Origin of the sequence: Serratia sp. root2 (assembly GCF_031931805.1) — a bacterium.
Taxonomy (GTDB): Bacteria; Pseudomonadota; Gammaproteobacteria; order Enterobacterales; family Enterobacteriaceae; genus Serratia; species Serratia inhibens.
On record NZ_JAUJXB010000001.1, the window covers coordinates 1,630,172 to 1,647,566 of the forward strand.

General features: G+C 54.8%; 19 protein-coding genes and 1 other annotated feature. All 19 genes read right to left on the reverse strand.

The genetic code is table 11. The features are described from left to right. Window positions 1-9 precede the first annotated feature (9 nt). Window positions 10-474, reverse strand: coding sequence for a C40 family peptidase (locus tag QZQ97_RS07295; protein ID WP_311992902.1), 465 nt, complete (start codon window positions 472-474; stop codon window positions 10-12). A gap of 173 nt (window positions 475-647) precedes the next feature. Then, window positions 648-1,040 (reverse strand): 4-amino-4-deoxy-L-arabinose-phosphoundecaprenol flippase subunit ArnF, encoded by a 393-nt coding sequence (arnF, locus tag QZQ97_RS07300; protein WP_311992903.1) that lies wholly within the window; start codon window positions 1,038-1,040, stop codon window positions 648-650. Then, a complete protein-coding gene (gene arnE / locus QZQ97_RS07305) occupies window positions 1,037-1,384 on the reverse strand; it encodes a 4-amino-4-deoxy-L-arabinose-phosphoundecaprenol flippase subunit ArnE (RefSeq protein ID WP_311993888.1) in 348 nt (115 codons plus the stop codon). Before arnE ends, arnF begins: the two co-directional genes overlap by 4 nt. Continuing rightward, complete coding sequence (gene arnT / locus QZQ97_RS07310; protein ID WP_311992904.1) at window positions 1,381-3,045, reverse strand: lipid IV(A) 4-amino-4-deoxy-L-arabinosyltransferase; 1,665 nt, start codon at window positions 3,043-3,045, stop codon at window positions 1,381-1,383. The genes arnE and arnT overlap by 4 nt, the downstream gene beginning before the upstream one ends. Then, on the reverse strand, window positions 3,042-3,947 hold the full coding sequence (arnD, locus tag QZQ97_RS07315; protein ID WP_311992905.1) for a 4-deoxy-4-formamido-L-arabinose-phosphoundecaprenol deformylase: 906 nt from the start codon (window positions 3,945-3,947) through the stop codon (window positions 3,042-3,044). The genes arnT and arnD overlap by 4 nt, the downstream gene beginning before the upstream one ends. Continuing rightward, on the reverse strand, window positions 3,944-5,926 hold the full coding sequence (arnA, locus tag QZQ97_RS07320) for a bifunctional UDP-4-amino-4-deoxy-L-arabinose formyltransferase/UDP-glucuronic acid oxidase ArnA (RefSeq protein ID WP_311993889.1): 1,983 nt from the start codon (window positions 5,924-5,926) through the stop codon (window positions 3,944-3,946). Before arnA ends, arnD begins: the two co-directional genes overlap by 4 nt. Beyond that, window positions 5,926-6,906 carry an undecaprenyl-phosphate 4-deoxy-4-formamido-L-arabinose transferase gene (arnC, locus tag QZQ97_RS07325; RefSeq protein WP_006320272.1) on the reverse strand — a complete coding sequence of 327 codons (981 nt, stop codon included), beginning with the start codon at window positions 6,904-6,906 and terminating at the stop codon, window positions 5,926-5,928. Before arnC ends, arnA begins: the two co-directional genes overlap by 1 nt. After that, on the reverse strand, window positions 6,893-8,047 hold the full coding sequence (arnB, locus tag QZQ97_RS07330) for a UDP-4-amino-4-deoxy-L-arabinose aminotransferase (protein ID WP_311992906.1): 1,155 nt from the start codon (window positions 8,045-8,047) through the stop codon (window positions 6,893-6,895). Before arnB ends, arnC begins: the two co-directional genes overlap by 14 nt. Before the next feature lie 388 nt (window positions 8,048-8,435). Beyond that, window positions 8,436-9,191, reverse strand: a complete 756-nt coding sequence (btuD, locus tag QZQ97_RS07335) for a vitamin B12 ABC transporter ATP-binding protein BtuD (protein ID WP_311992907.1) — start codon at window positions 9,189-9,191, stop codon at window positions 8,436-8,438. Window positions 9,192-9,210: 19 nt separating this feature from the next. Then, window positions 9,211-9,762, reverse strand: coding sequence for a glutathione peroxidase (locus tag QZQ97_RS07340; RefSeq protein WP_311992908.1), 552 nt, complete (start codon window positions 9,760-9,762; stop codon window positions 9,211-9,213). Window positions 9,763-9,802: 40 nt separating this feature from the next. Further along, window positions 9,803-10,810 (reverse strand): vitamin B12 ABC transporter permease BtuC, encoded by a 1,008-nt coding sequence (gene btuC, locus QZQ97_RS07345; RefSeq protein WP_311992909.1) that lies wholly within the window; start codon window positions 10,808-10,810, stop codon window positions 9,803-9,805. A gap of 174 nt (window positions 10,811-10,984) precedes the next feature. Beyond that, window positions 10,985-11,443 carry a DUF2502 domain-containing protein gene (locus tag QZQ97_RS07350; protein ID WP_311992910.1) on the reverse strand — a complete coding sequence of 153 codons (459 nt, stop codon included), beginning with the start codon at window positions 11,441-11,443 and terminating at the stop codon, window positions 10,985-10,987. A gap of 578 nt (window positions 11,444-12,021) precedes the next feature. Further along, window positions 12,022-12,318, reverse strand: coding sequence for an integration host factor subunit alpha (gene ihfA / locus QZQ97_RS07355; RefSeq protein WP_004943604.1), 297 nt, complete (start codon window positions 12,316-12,318; stop codon window positions 12,022-12,024). A gap of 4 nt (window positions 12,319-12,322) precedes the next feature. Continuing rightward, the gene (pheT, locus tag QZQ97_RS07360) at window positions 12,323-14,710 is read right to left on the reverse strand and encodes a phenylalanine--tRNA ligase subunit beta (protein WP_311992911.1); all 2,388 of its coding nucleotides are present in this window, start codon (window positions 14,708-14,710) and stop codon (window positions 12,323-12,325) included. Between the two features lie 14 nt (window positions 14,711-14,724). Then, on the reverse strand, window positions 14,725-15,708 hold the full coding sequence (gene pheS / locus QZQ97_RS07365) for a phenylalanine--tRNA ligase subunit alpha (RefSeq protein ID WP_004943598.1): 984 nt from the start codon (window positions 15,706-15,708) through the stop codon (window positions 14,725-14,727). A gap of 202 nt (window positions 15,709-15,910) precedes the next feature. Beyond that, window positions 15,911-16,033: a sequence feature (Phe leader region), on the reverse strand. Further along, window positions 15,985-16,029 carry a pheST operon leader peptide PheM gene (gene pheM / locus QZQ97_RS07370; protein WP_121626058.1) on the reverse strand — a complete coding sequence of 15 codons (45 nt, stop codon included), beginning with the start codon at window positions 16,027-16,029 and terminating at the stop codon, window positions 15,985-15,987. It overlaps the preceding feature by 45 nt. 114 nt (window positions 16,034-16,147) lie before the next feature. Next, the gene (rplT, locus tag QZQ97_RS07375) at window positions 16,148-16,504 is read right to left on the reverse strand and encodes a 50S ribosomal protein L20 (RefSeq protein ID WP_004943595.1); all 357 of its coding nucleotides are present in this window, start codon (window positions 16,502-16,504) and stop codon (window positions 16,148-16,150) included. 43 nt (window positions 16,505-16,547) lie between these two features. Next, the gene (gene rpmI / locus QZQ97_RS07380; RefSeq protein WP_004943591.1) at window positions 16,548-16,745 is read right to left on the reverse strand and encodes a 50S ribosomal protein L35; all 198 of its coding nucleotides are present in this window, start codon (window positions 16,743-16,745) and stop codon (window positions 16,548-16,550) included. Window positions 16,746-16,843: 98 nt separating this feature from the next. After that, a complete protein-coding gene (infC, locus tag QZQ97_RS07385) occupies window positions 16,844-17,395 on the reverse strand; it encodes a translation initiation factor IF-3 (protein WP_013812633.1) in 552 nt (183 codons plus the stop codon).

Genomic DNA, 17,395 nt, shown 5'->3' on the forward strand with positions numbered 1-17,395 from the left:
GGGTTAACGCTAAATACGCCGCGCCTGCCAGTAGGCTCGCTTCCAATAGACATTGTCCAGCGAGGAGCGAATAACGCCACGGCTGGTTGAGGCGTGAATAAATTGATCGTTGGTGTCGTAGATGCCGACGTGCAAGCCATTTTCACCCGCGCCGGTTTTGAAAAACACCAGATCGCCCGGCATCAGTTCATCCCGGGAAACCTTGGTGCCAAGTGAAGTCTGTTCTTCGGTCGAACGCGGCAGCTGCATGTCGAAACGATCGCGGAAAGTACGATAAACAAAGCCGGAACAATCGACGCCGCCACGATCCATACCGCCGTAGCGATAAGGCGTGCCGTACCATTGCCGCAGTTGCTCATTCAACTGAGCCACCACCACGATAGAATCGGCCAGGCGCCCACTGGGCGGCGGCGCATGGCTGCTGCAACCGGCAAGGATTAAACTGACTAATAAAAACCAAACACGCATCCGCATACGATCCCTTCATTGAACCCGTTGCCGCATCATGCCACCCGGTCAACCACACCGCCAGCGAGGCAAAGCCGGCACCACGTTAGGAGAGAGCTATTTGGCGCTAATTTATCTCTCGCATGGGGAAAAAGGCAAGCGCTGTGAAGGAGATAATCACGATGACGCCAATTTTTGCGCTATTGGGCGGCTTTTACCTCAGCCTTGCTGTTAATCAGCCACACCCCAAAAAGAATAAACAGCGTGCCGAGCGTTTTCAGCAGGGTGGCAGATTCATTAAACCAGGGCAGGATCACCGCCGCCAGATACACCAGCGCATAGCTGACGCTCAGCAGCGGATAAGCGCGGTTAAGCGGCAGATGATGCAGCGCGAAGAACCAGCACAGCATAGACAGCGCATAGCCAAAAATGCCGCCGCACACTGCCAGCAACGGCAGACAGTAATGCATGAGCAGCACCGGCGTCACGTCGGCGAACGATATCAACGGGATTTGCGCCATGCCCCACTTCATCAGCAGTTGCGCCAGCGTAACCAGCAGCACGCTGGTGGCACCCCAGGCGTAGCCCCTCATGGTTGCAAACTCATCAGCAGGATCCCCAGCATAATGGACGCTACGCCGCACCAGTGGCGCAAAGTGGTCGGTTCCTGAAACAGCCAGCGGGCGGCCAGCGTGACCAGCACGAAATTCAGGCTGAGCATCGGGTACGCCAGGCTGAGCGGCAAACGTTGCAACACGTTGAGCCACACCGCCATGCCGGCTCCCAGCAGCAACACCGCCAGCGCCAACCAGCGCAGCGTCGGCCCCCGTCTGACGTCCGGCGGCAATTGCCAACACAGAGCGGCCTGTTTCTGGCACAGCTGCCCACCGCAGGTGAGCAGGCTGACTACAATCACCAACAGGTAACCGATCATCATGGTTGTTGTTGGTACCAAACCAGCGCCAGGCGGTTCATCTCAACAATCTTGTCTGCAGCCGGTAAGTTTTTCGGCACGTGATCCCCCCTCGACAATTGCAATACCAGCGAGACATCGCCCTGTTTTCGCGCCTGTGCCAACCACTGCGGGAAATCTTCGTCGCTGATGAAATGGCTGCGGGCATCCGGATAGTCCAGACCATACCCCACTTCGCCCTTTTCGCTGAACATCAGCACGTCGCTGCGCTTCAGCTCCCAAGCCAGGCCTGCGGCTACGCCTGCGCTGTCGGTCAGCACATAGCGGCTGTCGCTCAGCGCAGTGATATTAGCGCGCATAAAACTTTGCGGCTGTTTGGAGTCGATCACCTGCTGCGGGATCGCATAGCCAATCAGCAGGCACAACAGCAACGGACAGGCAGCCGCCCAACGCCAATGGCGTGCATTATCACGCACCGATACCACGGCGAAAATTAGCCACCCGGCAAAAGCGATAATACCGATAATTATCTTCGGCCATTCCTGTGCGCTAAACAAGTGCACCTTCGGCAACAGCCCCGCGCCGATAATCAGCAACGCCAGCACGCAAATCAGCCCAAACAATCCGTTTAACAACGCATTGACTTTGAAGGCTTTACTGCGCATCAGCGCCGCATAATCCTCGGCATAGGCGGCTATCAGCAGTGCCAGCGGTGCCATGCACGGCAGAATATAGGTCGGCAGCTTGCCCTTGGCGATGCTGAAGAAGATCAGTGGCATCACGACCCAGCTAAGCAGGAAAAACAGCTCAGGTCGGCTGATGCGTTCACGCCAGCCCTTGATCAGCGCCCCTGGCAGCAATGCAGCCCATGGCAGCACCCCGGCAAACAGAATCGGAATGTAATACCAGAACGGTGCCTTATGCTGCGCATTGTCCTCGGCAAAGCGCTGAATATGCTCCACCCAGAAGAAGTAATTCCAGAAGTCCGGCTCTCGTTGGGCAATGGCCAGCGCCCAAGGCAGGCTAAGCAGCACCGCCACCACGATCGCCACCGGGCCGTAAATCAGGAGATCTTTAATCCGTCGTTGCTGAATGACAATCGGGATCACCGCAATCACCGGCACCGCAAGCGCCAGGAATCCTTTGGTCATAAAGCCCATGCCGCAGGCTAGCCCCAGCAATACGTAACCGCCAAGTTTTCCTTTGGCCGTGGTGGCTTTCAGCGTCAGGTAATAGCTGACCATCGCGGCGGTCAGCCACAAGGCGATCATCGGATCCAGTACGCTGTAAGTGCCAATGCTGAACACCAGCACCATCGACAGGAAAATCAGCACCGCCAGGCTGGCGCGGCGCGCATTGCGCCACATCAGCATCGCCAGCGCAAATACCAGCAGCGCGGTCATGCCTGTGCTGAATACCGAACCGAAACGCACCGCAAAATTGGTATCGCCAAACAACCATTGGCTAATGTTGTTAAACCAATAACCGGCTACCGGCTTTTCAAAATAACGCAGGCCAAGCAGATTAGGCACCACCCAATCGCCGCGCTGCAGCATCTCGCGGCTGATCTCGGCATAACGGGTTTCATCCGGCTGCCACAACAGGCGGCCATTAAGGGGAATCAGGTAAACCAGAGCAAAAAAAATGGCCAGCAAAATGGCCCATGATCCTTTTAGCGCCTTCATGAATCGTCCTTCACATCGGTTTGACAACCCAGCCAACCTTCGCGGCCGGGGAAAGGAGCGCGCTTGATGCGGCCCAATGGCAATGACGCCAAATCGTGCGGCAGCAGTTCGCTTAACGGACAGAATGCTATGCCCTGCCGTTGCGCACGCTGCAGTAACTGTTCGAACATCGCCGCCTGCGACATCCCTTCCACTTCGGTATGTATGGTGTACACCGGCACGCCGCGATCGTTTTCAATGGCTTGCAAAATGTAATCGTTGAAGTCGGCCATACTGACTTCACTGCCAATCACCTCATCAAAGGTGGGCAGCGTTACCGGGATTTGAACGGTGCCCATGCGACCATCGCTTAACAGCGGGCGGAATGGATAGGTGCCCCGGCAATCGCTGTTGTAGTGAAACCCGAAACGCTGCTTCACCTCCAGTACCCGCGTGTCCGCACGCCAGCCGGCGACCGCCGAGCATCTTACCGGCTGACCAATGCTCGCGGTTAGAGCATCCACGCCCCGTTGAACCTGTTGCGTCAATTGCGTCTCGGACCAGCGGCCGACGTTCGCCTGCCAGCCCTGATGATCCCAGGCGTGCAGCCCCACCTCATGCCCGGCCTCGGCGGTGCGTTTCATCAGCGGCCCCAGCGCGCGGGAAATATTGCGCCCCGGCCAGGCGGTCCCGGCCAGCAGGATATCCCAACCGTACAGTGACGCGGCGTTCGAACGCAGCATTTTCCACAGGAATTTCGGACGCAAAAGGCGCCACAGATGGCGCCCCATATTGTCCGGTCCTACGCTGAAGAAGAAACTGGCCTGGATATCGTACTTGTCGAACAGTTCCAGCAACTGCGGCACCCCTTCCCGGGTGCCGCTGAAGGTATCTACATCAACTCGCAGACCGACTTTCTTCATTCACCTTTACCTTCCTGAACGGTAGTGCGCAGGAAGTAATCCAACGTGTCTGCAACGGTCTGCTGCATAGCAATGGTCGGTTGCCAGCCCAGCAGGCGGCGGGCATTCTTGATGCTCGGCGTACGGTGCTCAACGTCCTGATACCCTTTACCGTAATAGCTGCTGCTTTCCACATCCTTGAAACCGGCAAACGGCGGGAAACTGTCGCGCAACGGGTGATTGTTGAAGCTCTCGAGCAGCATTTCCGCCAGTTCACGGATGCTGGCTTCGTTGGTCGGATTACCGATATTGACGATCTGGCCGTCACACAAACCGTCGCGGTTTTCGATAATGCGAAACAGTGCTTCGATACCGTCGTTGATGTCTGTAAAGCAGCGTTTTTGTGCCCCGCCATCCATCAGTTTGATCGGCGAGCCTTCCACCAGATTGAGAATCAATTGGGTGATAGCGCGAGACGAACCGATACGCGCCGCATCCAGATTATCCAGGCGCGGTCCCATCCAGTTAAACGGGCGGAACAGCGTGAACTTCAACCCTTCCTTGGCACCGTACGCCCAAATCACCCGGTCCAGCAACTGCTTGGACACCGAGTAAATCCAGCGCTGTTTGTTGATCGGCCCTACGATCAGGCGCGAGTGGTCTTCATCAAACTCTTTGTCGTCGCACATACCGTATACCTCAGAGGTCGACGGGAAGATAATGCGCTTATTGTATTTCACACAGTCGCGGACGATTTTCAGGTTTTCTTCGAAATCCAACTCGAATACGCGCAGTGGGTTGCGGGTGTATTCGATAGGCGTCGCAATGGCCACCAGCGGCAGCACCACGTCGCATTTCTTGATGTGATACTCGATCCACTCCGAGTGGATGCTGATATCCCCTTCCACAAAGTGGAAGCGCGGGTTATCCAGGAAGCGGCTGATGGCATCCGAACCGATATCCAGGCCGTAAATATCATAACGGTCATCACGCAACAGGCGTTCTGTCAGGTGGTTACCGATAAAACCGTTAACGCCCAGAATCAACACGCGGGTTCTGCGTTTCATTACCGCATTGGCCTTCGCGGCCAGGCGCACATCGGTCACGATACCCATTTCTTGCGCCAGACGGCTGCCCTGTACGTACAGACCGGCCTCGTTTTGCCCGGCGACGATTTCCAGTGCGCCTTCACCGCAAGCGATGATCAGCGGCGAGGTGCTAAGCACTGTGCCCGGCTGTTTATCATGCTGGGCATCCAGCACGCGGGCGCGCCAGACGATCAGCTTACGTTGGCCGAGGTAGCTGAATGCGCCAGGGTATGGCTCGGTTACCGCACGGATCAGGTTGTTGATTTCCTGCGCGGATTTATGCCACGAAATTTCACCGTCTGCGGCAGTGCGGCGGCTAAAATAGCTGGCGTCGGCTTCATTTTGCGCAGTGAATGAGGCGGTGCCGTTTTTCAGTTTAGGCAGCTCGTCTTTCAGCAGCGCCTGCGCCGCTTCCCGCACTTTTTTGTGCAACGTCAGCGCCGTATCCTCAGCGTCGATCGCCACTTTACGTTGACCAACGATATCCCCTGCGTCCGGGCGTTTGACCATTTTGTGCAGCGTGGCGCCGGTTTCGGTTTCACCATTGACCAACGCCCAGTTCACCGGTGCGCGGCCACGGTAACGCGGCAGCAACGAACCGTGCAGGTTGAAACCGCCAAGCGGCGCCAGCGACAGGATCTCATCGCTCAGCAGGTTGCGGTAATAGAATGAGAAAATAATGTCCGGTTGCATCTGACGGATGCGCTCGATCCACAACGGGTGGTTAACGTCTTCCGGCGCATAAACCGGCAGCTCCAATTCAGCGCCCAAACGGGCTACGGAGGAGAAGAAGTTGTTCTCACCAGGATCGTCGGTATGCGTGAATACCGCCTGAACGTCATAACCTGCGTCAGTCAGCGCTTTCAAACCCGCGCAGCCAATATCATGGTAAGCAAATACAATAGCTTTCATCATTCTTCTTCCTGAGTATTGTGAACCGGCTGTTCGCCGACCACTTTCTGAACAAAATAACGAGGACGAGCGCGTACGTCGGTATAAATGCGGCCGATGTATTCTCCCAACAGGCCCATGCCGACAAATTGAGCGCCAATAAAGGTAAACAGCACCGCAAACAGGGTGAACACACCGCCGCCCGACCATTCAGGCCCCATAATCAAACGCAGGGCGATCAACACCACCGCCAGCACAAAGCCTGAGAGCGCCACCACGCTACCCACGACGCTAAGCATACGCAGCGGCGTCGTCGTCAGGCAGGTGAGCAAGTCGTACATCAGGTTAATCAGCTTCATCAGGCTGTATTTGGAGTCGCCAAACTCGCGCTCGGCGTGCAGTACGTCGATTTCGGTGGTACGCCGGGCGAAGGTATTCGCCAGGATCGGGATAAAGGTGCTGCGTTCGTGGCAGTTCAACATGGCTTCGATAATATGGCGGCGGTAGGCACGCAACATGCAGCCGTAATCCCCCATCGATTTACCGGTGGCACGTTGGATCATCATATTGATAATGCGCGAGGCGCTTTTGCGGAACCAGGAGTCCTGACGGTTGGCGCGCACGGTACCCACTACGTCATAGCCCTCTTCCGCTACCCGCACCAGGCGCGGGATCTCTTCCGGCGGGTTTTGCAAATCGGCGTCCAGCGTAATCACCAGATCGCCGCTCACCTGATTGAAACCGGCCATAATCGCCGAGTGTTGGCCGTAATTGCGGTTCAGCAAAACGGCAATCACACAGCTGCCCGGTTGTTCTGCCGCCGCGGTCAGCATGTCGGCAGAGTTGTCGCTGCTGCCGTCATCGACCAGGATAATTTCATAAGGCTGAGTCAGTTGTTTACAGGCGGCGGTAGTACGCTCAAGCAAGGCAGGCAAACTTTCCTGCTCGTTGTATACCGGGATCACCACCGAAACTTTTTTTATCGGTTCAACGCGAGACACGTAATGACTCCACAACAGAAGATAAAGCGTTGACCACGCGATCGACATCGCCGTCGGTCATATCAGGGAATAACGGTAAGGTGCAAAGACGCGCCGAGTTCCATTCGGTGTTCGGCAACGCCAGTTGCGGATAACGTTCGCGGTAGAATTTCTGAGTATGGGCAGCGCGGAAATGCAGGCCGGTACCGATGCCCAACGCCTTCAGGCGCTCCATCAGTTGATCGCGGTCGATGCCGCAACGCTCGGCATCGACACGCACCATAAACAGATGCCAGGCGTGGTCATGCGGGTAATCAGGCAGCCCCAGCGGCTGGAAAGGCGAGCCTTCCAGCGCGAGCAAATAACGCTGGGCCAGCGCTTTGCGGCGGGCGTTCAACTGCGGCAAACGGGCTAACTGCACGACCGCGATGGCCGCGTGAATATCCGAAAGGTTGTATTTGTAGCCCGGTTCCACCACCTCGGCCTGTGGCTTGCGGCCCAGTTGTTGGCGATCGAAGGCGTCAACCGCCAGGCCGTGAAACTTCAGGCAACGCACGCGATCCGCCAACGCATCGTCGTCGGTGGCAATCAGGCCACCCTCGGCGCAGGTCAGGTTTTTAATCGCATGGAAGGAAAAAATTGCCGTGCCGCGCGCACCGACCCACTCGCCATTGTAACGGGCACCCACCGCATGGGCGGCATCTTCAATCAGGGGGAGATTGTGGCGTTTTGCCACATCGCGCAAGGCATCCATCTGCAGCGGTGCACCGGCATAATGCACCGGGACAATGGCTTTGGTTTTGGCCGTAATGGCGGCTTCGACGTCGGCGGCGCTGACCATCAGCGTATCGCGGTCAACGTCAATCATCACCGGCGTCGCGCCAAGCAGTTCAATCATGTTGAGGGTGGAAACCCAGGTTTGCGAAGGTGTGATAACTTCATCACCCGGCCCAATGCCCAGCGCCATCAGGGTGATGTGCATACCTGCAGTGGCGGAACAAACGGCGATGGCGTGTTTACATCCGAAGGTGGAGCAGAATTCGCTTTCCAATTGCTGATTCTGCGGCCCGGTGGTGATCCAGCCGGAGCGCAATACCTTTTCTACCGCTGCGATTTCTTCATCGCCAATAGCCGGGCGAGAAAAAGGTAAAAATTCATCCATAGTTAACCCCAAACTCATCAAATTTCTTTAATGACACTGTAGATCTCTTTTATTTAACGAATATTAAACGCCAGAGAGAATCGTTCCTGGTGGATTAACTGCCAATGTACGGCCGCAAGCTTAACTAAACCTTAAGATGAGATTAATTACCAGCTGGCTATCAGACTTGAGCGAGCATCAATAAAAAAACAAATATCATATAAAAATCAAATAACTATAGTTATAAATAATTACTTACTTATTTTATTTGAACTAAATCAGCGTAGCACGTCAGGGACGGTTTTCAAGGCGGGAGAGTTAATTTAAAGGGGAAAAAGAAATAACGGCCGATGGTTAGCCGTCTATTTATATCGAGTCCGTTTAATTTACGTTTAAGCAGGTTTTCTCGCTACGCGGTCTTGGTCATGATCCAACGCTGATCGCCGACCGCCTGCAAATGAAAATCCACATCATAAATCTGTGAAAGCAATACCGGTTCCATCACTTCTCGCGTAATGCCCTGTGCGACCAGCCGCCCCGCGTGCAGCAGCCAAACCCGATCGGCCTGCTGCAGAGTGTGATTGAGATCGTGGGCGCAAACCAAAGCACTGCGTCCGCTCTGGCAAAACTCGCGAAGCAGACGATCCAGAGCGACCTTCTGCGCCACATCCAGACTATTGGTCGGCTCATCCAGCAGCAGCAGTTGACTGTGTGGGTTAACCGTCGGCCACACCTGCAGCAGCACCGCAGCCAGCCGCACCCGCTGCCATTCACCGCCGGACAGCTGAGTCAGCATCCGTGGCAACTTGTCCATCAGCTTTAAACGTTGGCAAAGATAGAGAATGGTGCTCTCCACAACGGCTTCAGCGGCGCCCGCCGGCTGGTGCAGCGCCAGATATTGGAACACCGGCATCAACGCGACAGGGGGCTGTTGCTGGCTTAAATAAGCGCGGCGCAGCGCCAGTTCATTCCCCTGGTAACCGGCCAACGGTTGCCCCGACAGCAGAATTTCTCCCCTGCCGGGCAGCATGCCCGCCAACCGTGCCAGCAGCGTACTTTTACCGGCACCATTCGGGCCGATAAGGTGATACTGCAACCCGGCATCAACCTGGGCTGAAAATGGGGCCAAACGCCCTTCTACCCCAACATCACTGAGTTGCAGCATGTTCGATTACCGCTCCTTGTTATGCGGCGAGGGCCTGTTTCACGGCGGCTACCAGCGCAGGATCTTCCGGCGTCGTATCCGGTGAGAAACGCTGAATCACCTGGCCATCGCGCCCAATCAGGAACTTCTCAAAGTTCCACAGGATATCGCCGGTTTTTTTCGGTGCACGGCCTTTGCTGCTCATACGCGCCAGGAATTCGCTACCCTCTGGTGCACTGGCCTGCGGTTTTGCGGCAATCAGCGCCTGATACAACGGATGGCGGTCGTCGCTGTTCACCTCAATCTTGGCAAACATCGGGAACTGCACACCGAAGGTTCCGCGGCAAAACGCCAGGATCTCTTCATTGCTGCCAGGTTCTTGCCCCAGGAACTCATTGGACGGGAAGCCCAGCACCTCAAAACCCTGTGCCCGATAGGTTTCGTACAACGCTTCCAGTCCTTCATATTGCTTGGTCAAGCCACATTCCGACGCCACGTTAACCACCAGCAGCGCTTTACCTTCATATTCGCCCAGGGTGGTGGATTGATTTTCGATCGTGTTTACCGGAATGTCATAAATAGGTTGAGACATAACTTTATCCTCTTGTTTTGCTTGCAGGTGAACAGAGAAACTACCTTACGCTTTTTACCCGGGTCAGTAACCAGATAAATAGCGGTGCACCGAGAGTAGCGGTCACCACCCCAATGGGCAATTCTGCCGACAACAGCGTGATGCGCGCCACCACATCAGCGGCCAGTAACACGCCGCCACCGGCCAGCGCGCATCCGGGCAGCAGGTAACGCTGGTTGGTCAAGCCGCTGAGGCGCAGCATATGCGGGATCACCAGCCCGACAAAACCAATCACCCCGGCCAGCGCCACACTGACGCCCACCAGCCAGCCAATCGCCAACACCAGCAGGTTGCGCCACAGATGCAAGGAAAGCCCGAGTTGGCGTGCCTGAATCTCCCCCAAGGCCATAAAGTTCAGCGCCCTGCCTTGGCAACACAGCCAAAGCAGCACCGGCAACAGGGCCAGCACCAACCACTTTTGCCGCCAGTCAACGCCGCCAAACCCGCCCATCATCCAATACATCAGTTGGCGCAGATCCAGGCTGGAACTGAAGTACACCGCCCAGGTCATCACCGCGCTGCAAACGATACCCAGCGCAACCCCCACCAACAGCAAGCGCGCATTGGTCAACCGCCGGCGGCGGGCAAAGCTCAGCAACAGAAAAGTCATGATTAACGCACCGACGATAGCACTGAGGCTCATCAACGCCACCGGCAGCAAACCGTTACCCAGCAACACCGTCAACACCAACGCCACACCGGCACCGTTCGCGACACCGAGCAGGCCAGGCTCGGCCAAGGGGTTTTCGAATAGCGCCTGCATCACCGCCCCGGCCACCGCCAGGCTGGCACCCACCAGCATCACTGCCATCGCGCGCGGCAACCGCAGTTGCCAGACGAACAGCTGCGCGGGTTCGCTCAACCACTGTGAGGGCCAGAGCCAAACGTCACCGGCACTGAGGCTGAAAACAAAAGCCACCGCAACGCCCAGCGTCAACAACCACAAATGACGTTTGTCGCGAGTACGTTGATTTTGGAGCAATAAAGAAAAGGTCTGGCTGGTCGGCATAGGCGCGCGATTCCCTGCAGGCCGTATTTGCGGCCGAATAATTGACGTCTGAGTCAAATATTAGGGGGTTAGCGTCTGAAGGGGAAGCGTTGCATAAGCACAATGGCAGGAAAACGGCGGCTGCCCCTGCCCGTCGCCCGCAGGTGATGGCAAAAGCAGCCGCTGTAGAATCAATTAATGGCGTTGGCCATTGCCATTCGGTGGGTAGGGTTCGCCATTGCCGTGGCCGTTACCACGGCCATTATCATTGCCACGTCCCTGGTCGTTACCGCGACCATTGTCCCGGCCGCCGTTATCATGACGGTTACCGTTATCATGATTATCGCGCTCGCCACGGAAGGGATTACCGTCGCGACCCGGGCCAGGGTGCTCATAGCCGCGCGGTGGCTTCGGTTGCCAACGGCCCCCGTCCCAGTACATGCCACGGTTATTCCGCTCCCCCATGCCACGGCCCTGATGAGCATGCCACCACTGCGGCGGACGCCAGTCGTAGCCATCCCAATAGTAGCCACGCCGGTCCTGATCGCCCAGATGTACCGAGACGCCCGGCACGTTGATATCTATAGAGACATCCGCCTGCGCAGCCACCGGCAGCAGCAACGGTAAACAAACCAGCAACAGGATCTTTTTCATTTATGTTCTCACTTTATTTTTCTCGCTGGAGTGGTTATATCAGCGCATTTATTTAGCGCCTATCTCACCAATGCCTATTTTCAGATCGTTTTCATCTCCCTTACGCAATCCATACACTCCCCCATGCAGTTTAATTAATATAATTACTGACAGCGCTTAACGAATAACTGACGCACGTATCCGTTCAGGGTTATTTATAATTACTCCAACAACCACCGGAGAAACATTATTATGATTAAACGTATTGGACTGCTATTGGTCGTGGCCGTGCTGTCTTCAGCGCTCAGCGCTTGCTGCTTCGGCCCACACGGAGGCGGCCATCGTGGCGGCGGTGGACCGGGTCACTACTACAACCATTATTAACCATCAAGGGGCCTCGGCCCCTTTTTTAGTTCACAATGCAATGCACATGAAATAACTATAAGAATAATCCGCATAAAATATATTATTTTCAGCTAATGGGCGGATGAGAGTAATATCATCAACCGATTCTTATAGCGAAGTAATTTAAGAATAAACCGAATTTAACGCAGAAAAAGAAAAAGGCCGCAAAAGCGGCCTTTTTGGTTTCACGCAACTTACTCTTTCGGGCTGGCGTTCTCTACCCGACTTTTCAGCTTTTGCCCCGGACGGAAAGTGACCACGCGGCGCGCAGTAATCGGAATGTCCTCGCCGGTTTTCGGGTTACGCCCAGGACGTTGGTTCTTGTCACGCAAATCAAAATTGCCAAAACCTGACAGTTTAACCTGCTCACCGTTCTCAAGAGCACGACGCACCTCTTCGAAAAACAGTTCTACCAGGTCTTTGGCATCCCGTTTGCTAAGCCCAAGCTTTTCAAACAGGTGTTCTGACATTTCAGCTTTAGTAAGCGCCATAGGTTCAATCCCTCAAGGATGCTTGGAATCGCTGTTTTAGAGCCTCTACACATTTTGCAACGGTAGCGGCTATCTCCTCTTCTTCCAGTGTACGAGCGGTATCCTGCAATACCAGACTGATAGCCAGGCTCTTATCACCCTCTGCCACGCCCTTGCCACGGTACACATCAAACAAGTTTACGCCAACTACCTGATTTGCGCCAACTTTCTTACACTCTGCCAAAATATCTTCTGCGGCGACGTTTTCAGCCACCACAACGGCGATATCGCGGCGGTTTGCCGGGAAGCGAGAAATCTCCCGCGCTTGAGGCACGGCGCGGCTTGCGACCTTGTTCCACTCCAGTTCGAACACCACTGTGCGGCCGTTAAGATCCAGTTTACGCTCAAGTTCCGGATGAACCACACCGATGAAACCTACGCGTTCACCCTGTAAATAAATCGCCGCGCTTTGCCCCGGATGCAGTGCCGGATTGGCCTCTGCCTTGAACTGAATTTCGGATAATTTACCGGTCAGCTCAAGTACCGACTCCAGATCGCCTTTTAAATCATAGAAGTCGACCGGCTTACGCGCCAGATCCCAGTGTTCTTCGTGCGTATGGCCCGCAATCACCCCTGCCAGCATGACATCCTGACGGATACCCAGATTTGCCGCAGTATCAGGCACAAAGCGCAACCCACTTTCAAACAGGCGCAGGCGGCTTTGCTGACGATTCTGGTTATACACCACCGCAGACAACAGGCCAGTCCACAATGACAGGCGCATAGCCGACATCTCTACCGAGATTGGGCTTGGCAGGATCAACGCCTCTTCGCCCGGGTGCAGCAAGGCCTGCACTTTAGGATCGACAAAACTGTAGGTGATCGCTTCCTGGAAACCATGATCGACCAGCATGGTCTTCACGCGTTTCAACGTCAGATCGGCTTCACGATGCTTGGTCATGACCAGATCGGCCCGTACCGGCACGTCCGGAATATTGTTGTAGCCATAAACGCGCGCGACTTCTTCTACCAGGTCTTCTTCGATTTCCATATCGAAACGCCAGCTAGGTGCCACCGCGAGCCAGTTATCACCCTGCTCGGTCACCTGGCAACCCAGACGACGCAGAATATCGCTTACCTGCTCGCTTGGTACTACATGGCCAATCAAACGATCCAGTTTTTCACGGCGCAACTTAATAGTGGCGCGCTTCGGCAGTCCGCTTTCGGTGGTGACATCAATAACCGGACCGGCCTGACCGCCGCAGATATCAATCAGCAGGCGGGTAGCACGCTCCATCGCTTTGTATTGCAGCGCAGGATCAACCCCACGCTCATAGCGATGTGAGGCATCGGTGTGCAGGCCCTGACGACGTGCGCGGCCGGTAATCGACAACGGGCTGAAGAAAGCACACTCCAGCAGCACATCCTGGGTCTCGTCATTCACCCCTGAGTGTTCGCCACCAAAGATGCCCCCCATCGCCAGCGCTTTCTGGTGATCGGCAATCACCAGGGTGTCTGCATTCAGTTTGGCTTCGTTACCGTCCAGCAACGTCAGAGTTTCCCCTTCCCCGGCCATACGCACTACGATGCCGCCTTCAATGCGGCTCAGGTCGAAAGCGTGCATTGGCTGGCCAAGCTCCAGCAGCACGTAGTTGGTGACATCAACCACCGCGTCAATGGAGCGGATGCCGCAACGACGCAGTTTCTCACGCATCCACAGCGGGCTGGGGGCTTTAACGTTGATGCCTTTGACTACGCGGCCGAGGTATCGCGGGCACGCCTGCGGCGCATCAACGCGGATCGGCAGCGTATCATTGATAGTGGCGGCAACCGGGCTCATGTCCGGTTCGGTCAGCGCCACCTGATTCAGCACACCGACATCTCGCGCTACGCCGATGATGCCCAGACAGTCTGCACGGTTAGGCGTTACGCTGATTTCGATCGTGTTGTCGTTCAGCTTCAGGTATTCACGGATGTCGGTGCCAATTGGCGCATCTTCCGGCAGTTCGATAATACCGTCGTGATCGTCAGAAATTCCCAGTTCGGAGAACGAACAGAGCATGCCTTCAGAAGGCTCGCCGCGTAATTTGGCGGCTTTAATTTTGAAATCGCCCGGCAACATTGCGCCCACGGTGGCAACGGCCACCTTCAGGCCAGTACGGCAGTTGGGCGCGCCGCAGACGATATCCAGCAGGCGATCGCCGCCGACGTTGACCTTGGTCACGCGCAGTTTGTCCGCATTCGGATGCTGACCGCATTCAACCACATGACCAACCACCACACCGTTGAAAACGCCGGCTACCGGTTCCACGCCGTCCACTTCCAGACCGGCCATGGTAATTTGATCGGATAATGCTTCGCTGCTGATGGCCGGGTTTACCCACTCGCGCAACCAGAGTTCACTGAATTTCATGTGATATTCCCGCCTTACTTAAACTGTTTGAGGAAACGCAGATCGTTTTCGAAGAACGCGCGCAGGTCGGTAACGCCATAGCGCAACATCGTCAGACGCTCCATACCCATGCCGAAAGCGAAGCCGGAATAGATTTCCGGGTCGATGCCCACGTTACGCAGAACGTTCGGGTGCACCATGCCGCAGCCCAATACCTCCAGCCACTTGCCGTTTTTGCCCATAACGTCCACTTCAGCGGACGGTTCGGTAAACGGGAAGTAAGACGGACGGAAACGAACCTGCAAATCCTCTTCAAAGAAGTTATTCAGGAAGTCGTGCAGCGTGCCTTTCAGATTGGTGAAGCTGATATCTTTGTCGACAATCAGGCCTTCCATCTGATGGAACATCGGAGTGTGCGTTTGATCGTAATCGTTACGGTAAACGCGACCCGGCGCAATAATGCGAATTGGCGGTTGCTGGTTCTTCATGGTACGGATCTGCACGCCGGAGGTTTGAGTACGCAGCAGGCGTGTGGCATCGAACCAGAAAGTATCGTGATCGGCGCGCGCCGGGTGGTGCCCGGGGATGTTCAGCGCGTCGAAGTTATGATAATCGTCTTCAATTTCCGGGCCGGTCTCAACGGAGAAACCCAGTTCGCCAAAGAAGGCTTCGATACGATCGATGGTGCGGGTTACCGGGTGCAGCCCGCCGTTTTCCATACGACGGCCCGGCAGGGAAACGTCAATAGTCTCTGCTGCCAAACGCTCGTTCAGTGCAGCAGATTCCAGCGTATTTTTACGCGCGTTCAGCGCATCCTGCACAGCCTGTTTTGCCTGGTTGATCACTGCCCCGGCCGCCGGACGTTCTTCCGCCGGCACGTCGCGCAGCGATTGCATCTGCAAGGTAAAATGGCCTTTCTTGCCTAAATATTCGACGCGTACCAAATCCAACGCGGCAACATCCTGGGCATCTTCTACGGCTGCTTTGGCATTGGCAACCAGCTCTGCGAGATGTGGCATTGCTTTCCTCTTCCTCTGGCCGATATGGCCCTAAGTAATGACTGATAATTTATGTTATCTGGCCTATGTCATACCCACAGGATTTCAAGCTACAGCCAGGCGGCAAGTGGGTGAATCACCGGGAGCTTAGATGACTAAGTAACTGGGGTGAACACACGCGGCCAACGCCGCTGTAGTTTGAAAGACAAAGGGTATGGCTAAAAACAAAAAAGCCTCCACAGGGGAGGCTTAGGCGCTACTTTTCGTTTCTTTTCTTACGCGCAAAGCCTCCTGAGATCAGGCGCTAAAGTAAAAAAAGAAACGAAAAATAGCAGCGTGCATGATTGATTAACCTTGTCGATTGATTGTCCACCAGTGATATAGCGGCGGTCAATAAAAGTCAATATTTGTGCTAAAAAACAAAGATTAAAAGAGGGAGCAAGCTCCCTCTTTTACTGACTTACGCCAGTGCTGCTTTCGCTTTCTCAACCAGTGCGCCGAAGGCCACTTTGTCGAAGACCGCGATATCAGCCAGGATCTTACGGTCAATTTCAATAGAGGCTTTTTTCAGGCCGTTAATGAATTTGCTGTAAGACAGGCCGTTCACACGAGCTGCTGCGTTGATACGTGCAATCCACAGCTGACGGAACTGACGCTTACGTTGACGACGGTCACGGTAAGCATACTGACCTGCTTTGATTACTGCCTGGAAGGCAACACGATAAACGCGCGAACGGGCACCGTAGTAACCTTTCGCTTGTTTTAAAATTTTCTTGTGACGTGCGCGTGCAATTACACCACGTTTTACGCGAGCCATATGCTCTCTCCTAAAGTCTTATTCTGGATTCAAAAAAAATGGCTTATGCGTACGGAAGGCACGCAACAACCAGGACCATATCGTTTTTAGACACCATGCCTTTCGGACGCAGGTGACGTTTACGCTTGGTTGCTTTTTTGGTCAGAATATGACGCAGGTTAGCATGCTTACGCTTAAAACCACCGCTACCGGTTTTTTTGAAGCGTTTGGCTGCACCACGTACAGTTTTAATCTTTGGCATTTTAATTAAATCCACTTCGCATTGTTAAACAACGATCAGTAAGGCGAATAAAACCCACACAACGCAAGCGTTGCGCGGGTTCGATTACTTGGAAGCCTTTACTGTCTCTTTTTCGGTGCGAGCACCATGATCATCTGACGGCCTTCGATCCGAGTAGGGAAGGATTCGACAATGGCCAAATCAGAATCTTCACACAGGTCTTTACGGACGCGGTTAAGCACTTCCATACCGATCTGTTGGTGCGCCATTTCACGCCCACGGAAACGCAGGGTGATTTTGGCTTTATCGCCATCTTCCAGAAAGCGAATCAGGTTGCGTAGTTTGACCTGATAGTCGCCATCATCGGTACCAGGACGGAATTTGATTTCCTTGACCTGAATGACTTTTTGCTTCTTCTTCTGTTCTTTGGTCGACTTGCTCTTCTCGTAGAGGAATTTGCCGTAATCCATGATTCGGCAAACTGGCGGTTCGGCATTTGGGCTGATTTCTACTAAATCAACACCCGCTTCCTCAGCTTTTTCAAGAGCTTCATTCAGACTGACAATACCAATCTGCTCGCCATCGACGCCGGTTAGGCGAACTTCTTGCGCGCGAATTTCTCTGTTAATGCGATTAGGACGCGCCGGTTGAACTCGTTTTCCGCCTTTAAT

Bases quoted from the DNA above. Each gene is read 5' to 3' on its own strand.
- arnA (WP_311993889.1), bottom strand. From the start codon at position 5,926: ATGAAAGCTATTGTATTTGCTTACCATGATATTGGCTGCGCGGGTTTG.
- ihfA (WP_004943604.1), bottom strand. From the start codon at position 12,318: ATGGCGCTTACTAAAGCTGAAATGTCAGAACACCTGTTTGAAAAGCTT.
- btuD (WP_311992907.1), bottom strand. From the start codon at position 9,191: ATGCTGCAACTCAGTGATGTTGGGGTAGAAGGGCGTTTGGCCCCATTT.
- rpmI (WP_004943591.1), bottom strand. From the start codon at position 16,745: ATGCCAAAGATTAAAACTGTACGTGGTGCAGCCAAACGCTTCAAAAAA.
- QZQ97_RS07295 (WP_311992902.1), bottom strand. From the start codon at position 474: ATGCGGATGCGTGTTTGGTTTTTATTAGTCAGTTTAATCCTTGCCGGT.
- QZQ97_RS07350 (WP_311992910.1), bottom strand. From the start codon at position 11,443: ATGAAAAAGATCCTGTTGCTGGTTTGTTTACCGTTGCTGCTGCCGGTG.
- rplT (WP_004943595.1), bottom strand. From the start codon at position 16,504: ATGGCTCGCGTAAAACGTGGTGTAATTGCACGCGCACGTCACAAGAAA.
- arnE (WP_311993888.1), bottom strand. From the start codon at position 1,384: ATGATGATCGGTTACCTGTTGGTGATTGTAGTCAGCCTGCTCACCTGC.
- arnF (WP_311992903.1), bottom strand. From the start codon at position 1,040: ATGAGGGGCTACGCCTGGGGTGCCACCAGCGTGCTGCTGGTTACGCTG.
- btuC (WP_311992909.1), bottom strand. From the start codon at position 10,810: ATGCCGACCAGCCAGACCTTTTCTTTATTGCTCCAAAATCAACGTACT.
- arnT (WP_311992904.1), bottom strand. From the start codon at position 3,045: ATGAAGGCGCTAAAAGGATCATGGGCCATTTTGCTGGCCATTTTTTTT.
- pheS (WP_004943598.1), bottom strand. From the start codon at position 15,708: ATGCCACATCTCGCAGAGCTGGTTGCCAATGCCAAAGCAGCCGTAGAA.
- arnB (WP_311992906.1), bottom strand. From the start codon at position 8,047: ATGGATGAATTTTTACCTTTTTCTCGCCCGGCTATTGGCGATGAAGAA.
- pheT (WP_311992911.1), bottom strand. From the start codon at position 14,710: ATGAAATTCAGTGAACTCTGGTTGCGCGAGTGGGTAAACCCGGCCATC.
- arnD (WP_311992905.1), bottom strand. From the start codon at position 3,947: ATGAAGAAAGTCGGTCTGCGAGTTGATGTAGATACCTTCAGCGGCACC.
- QZQ97_RS07340 (WP_311992908.1), bottom strand. From the start codon at position 9,762: ATGTCTCAACCTATTTATGACATTCCGGTAAACACGATCGAAAATCAA.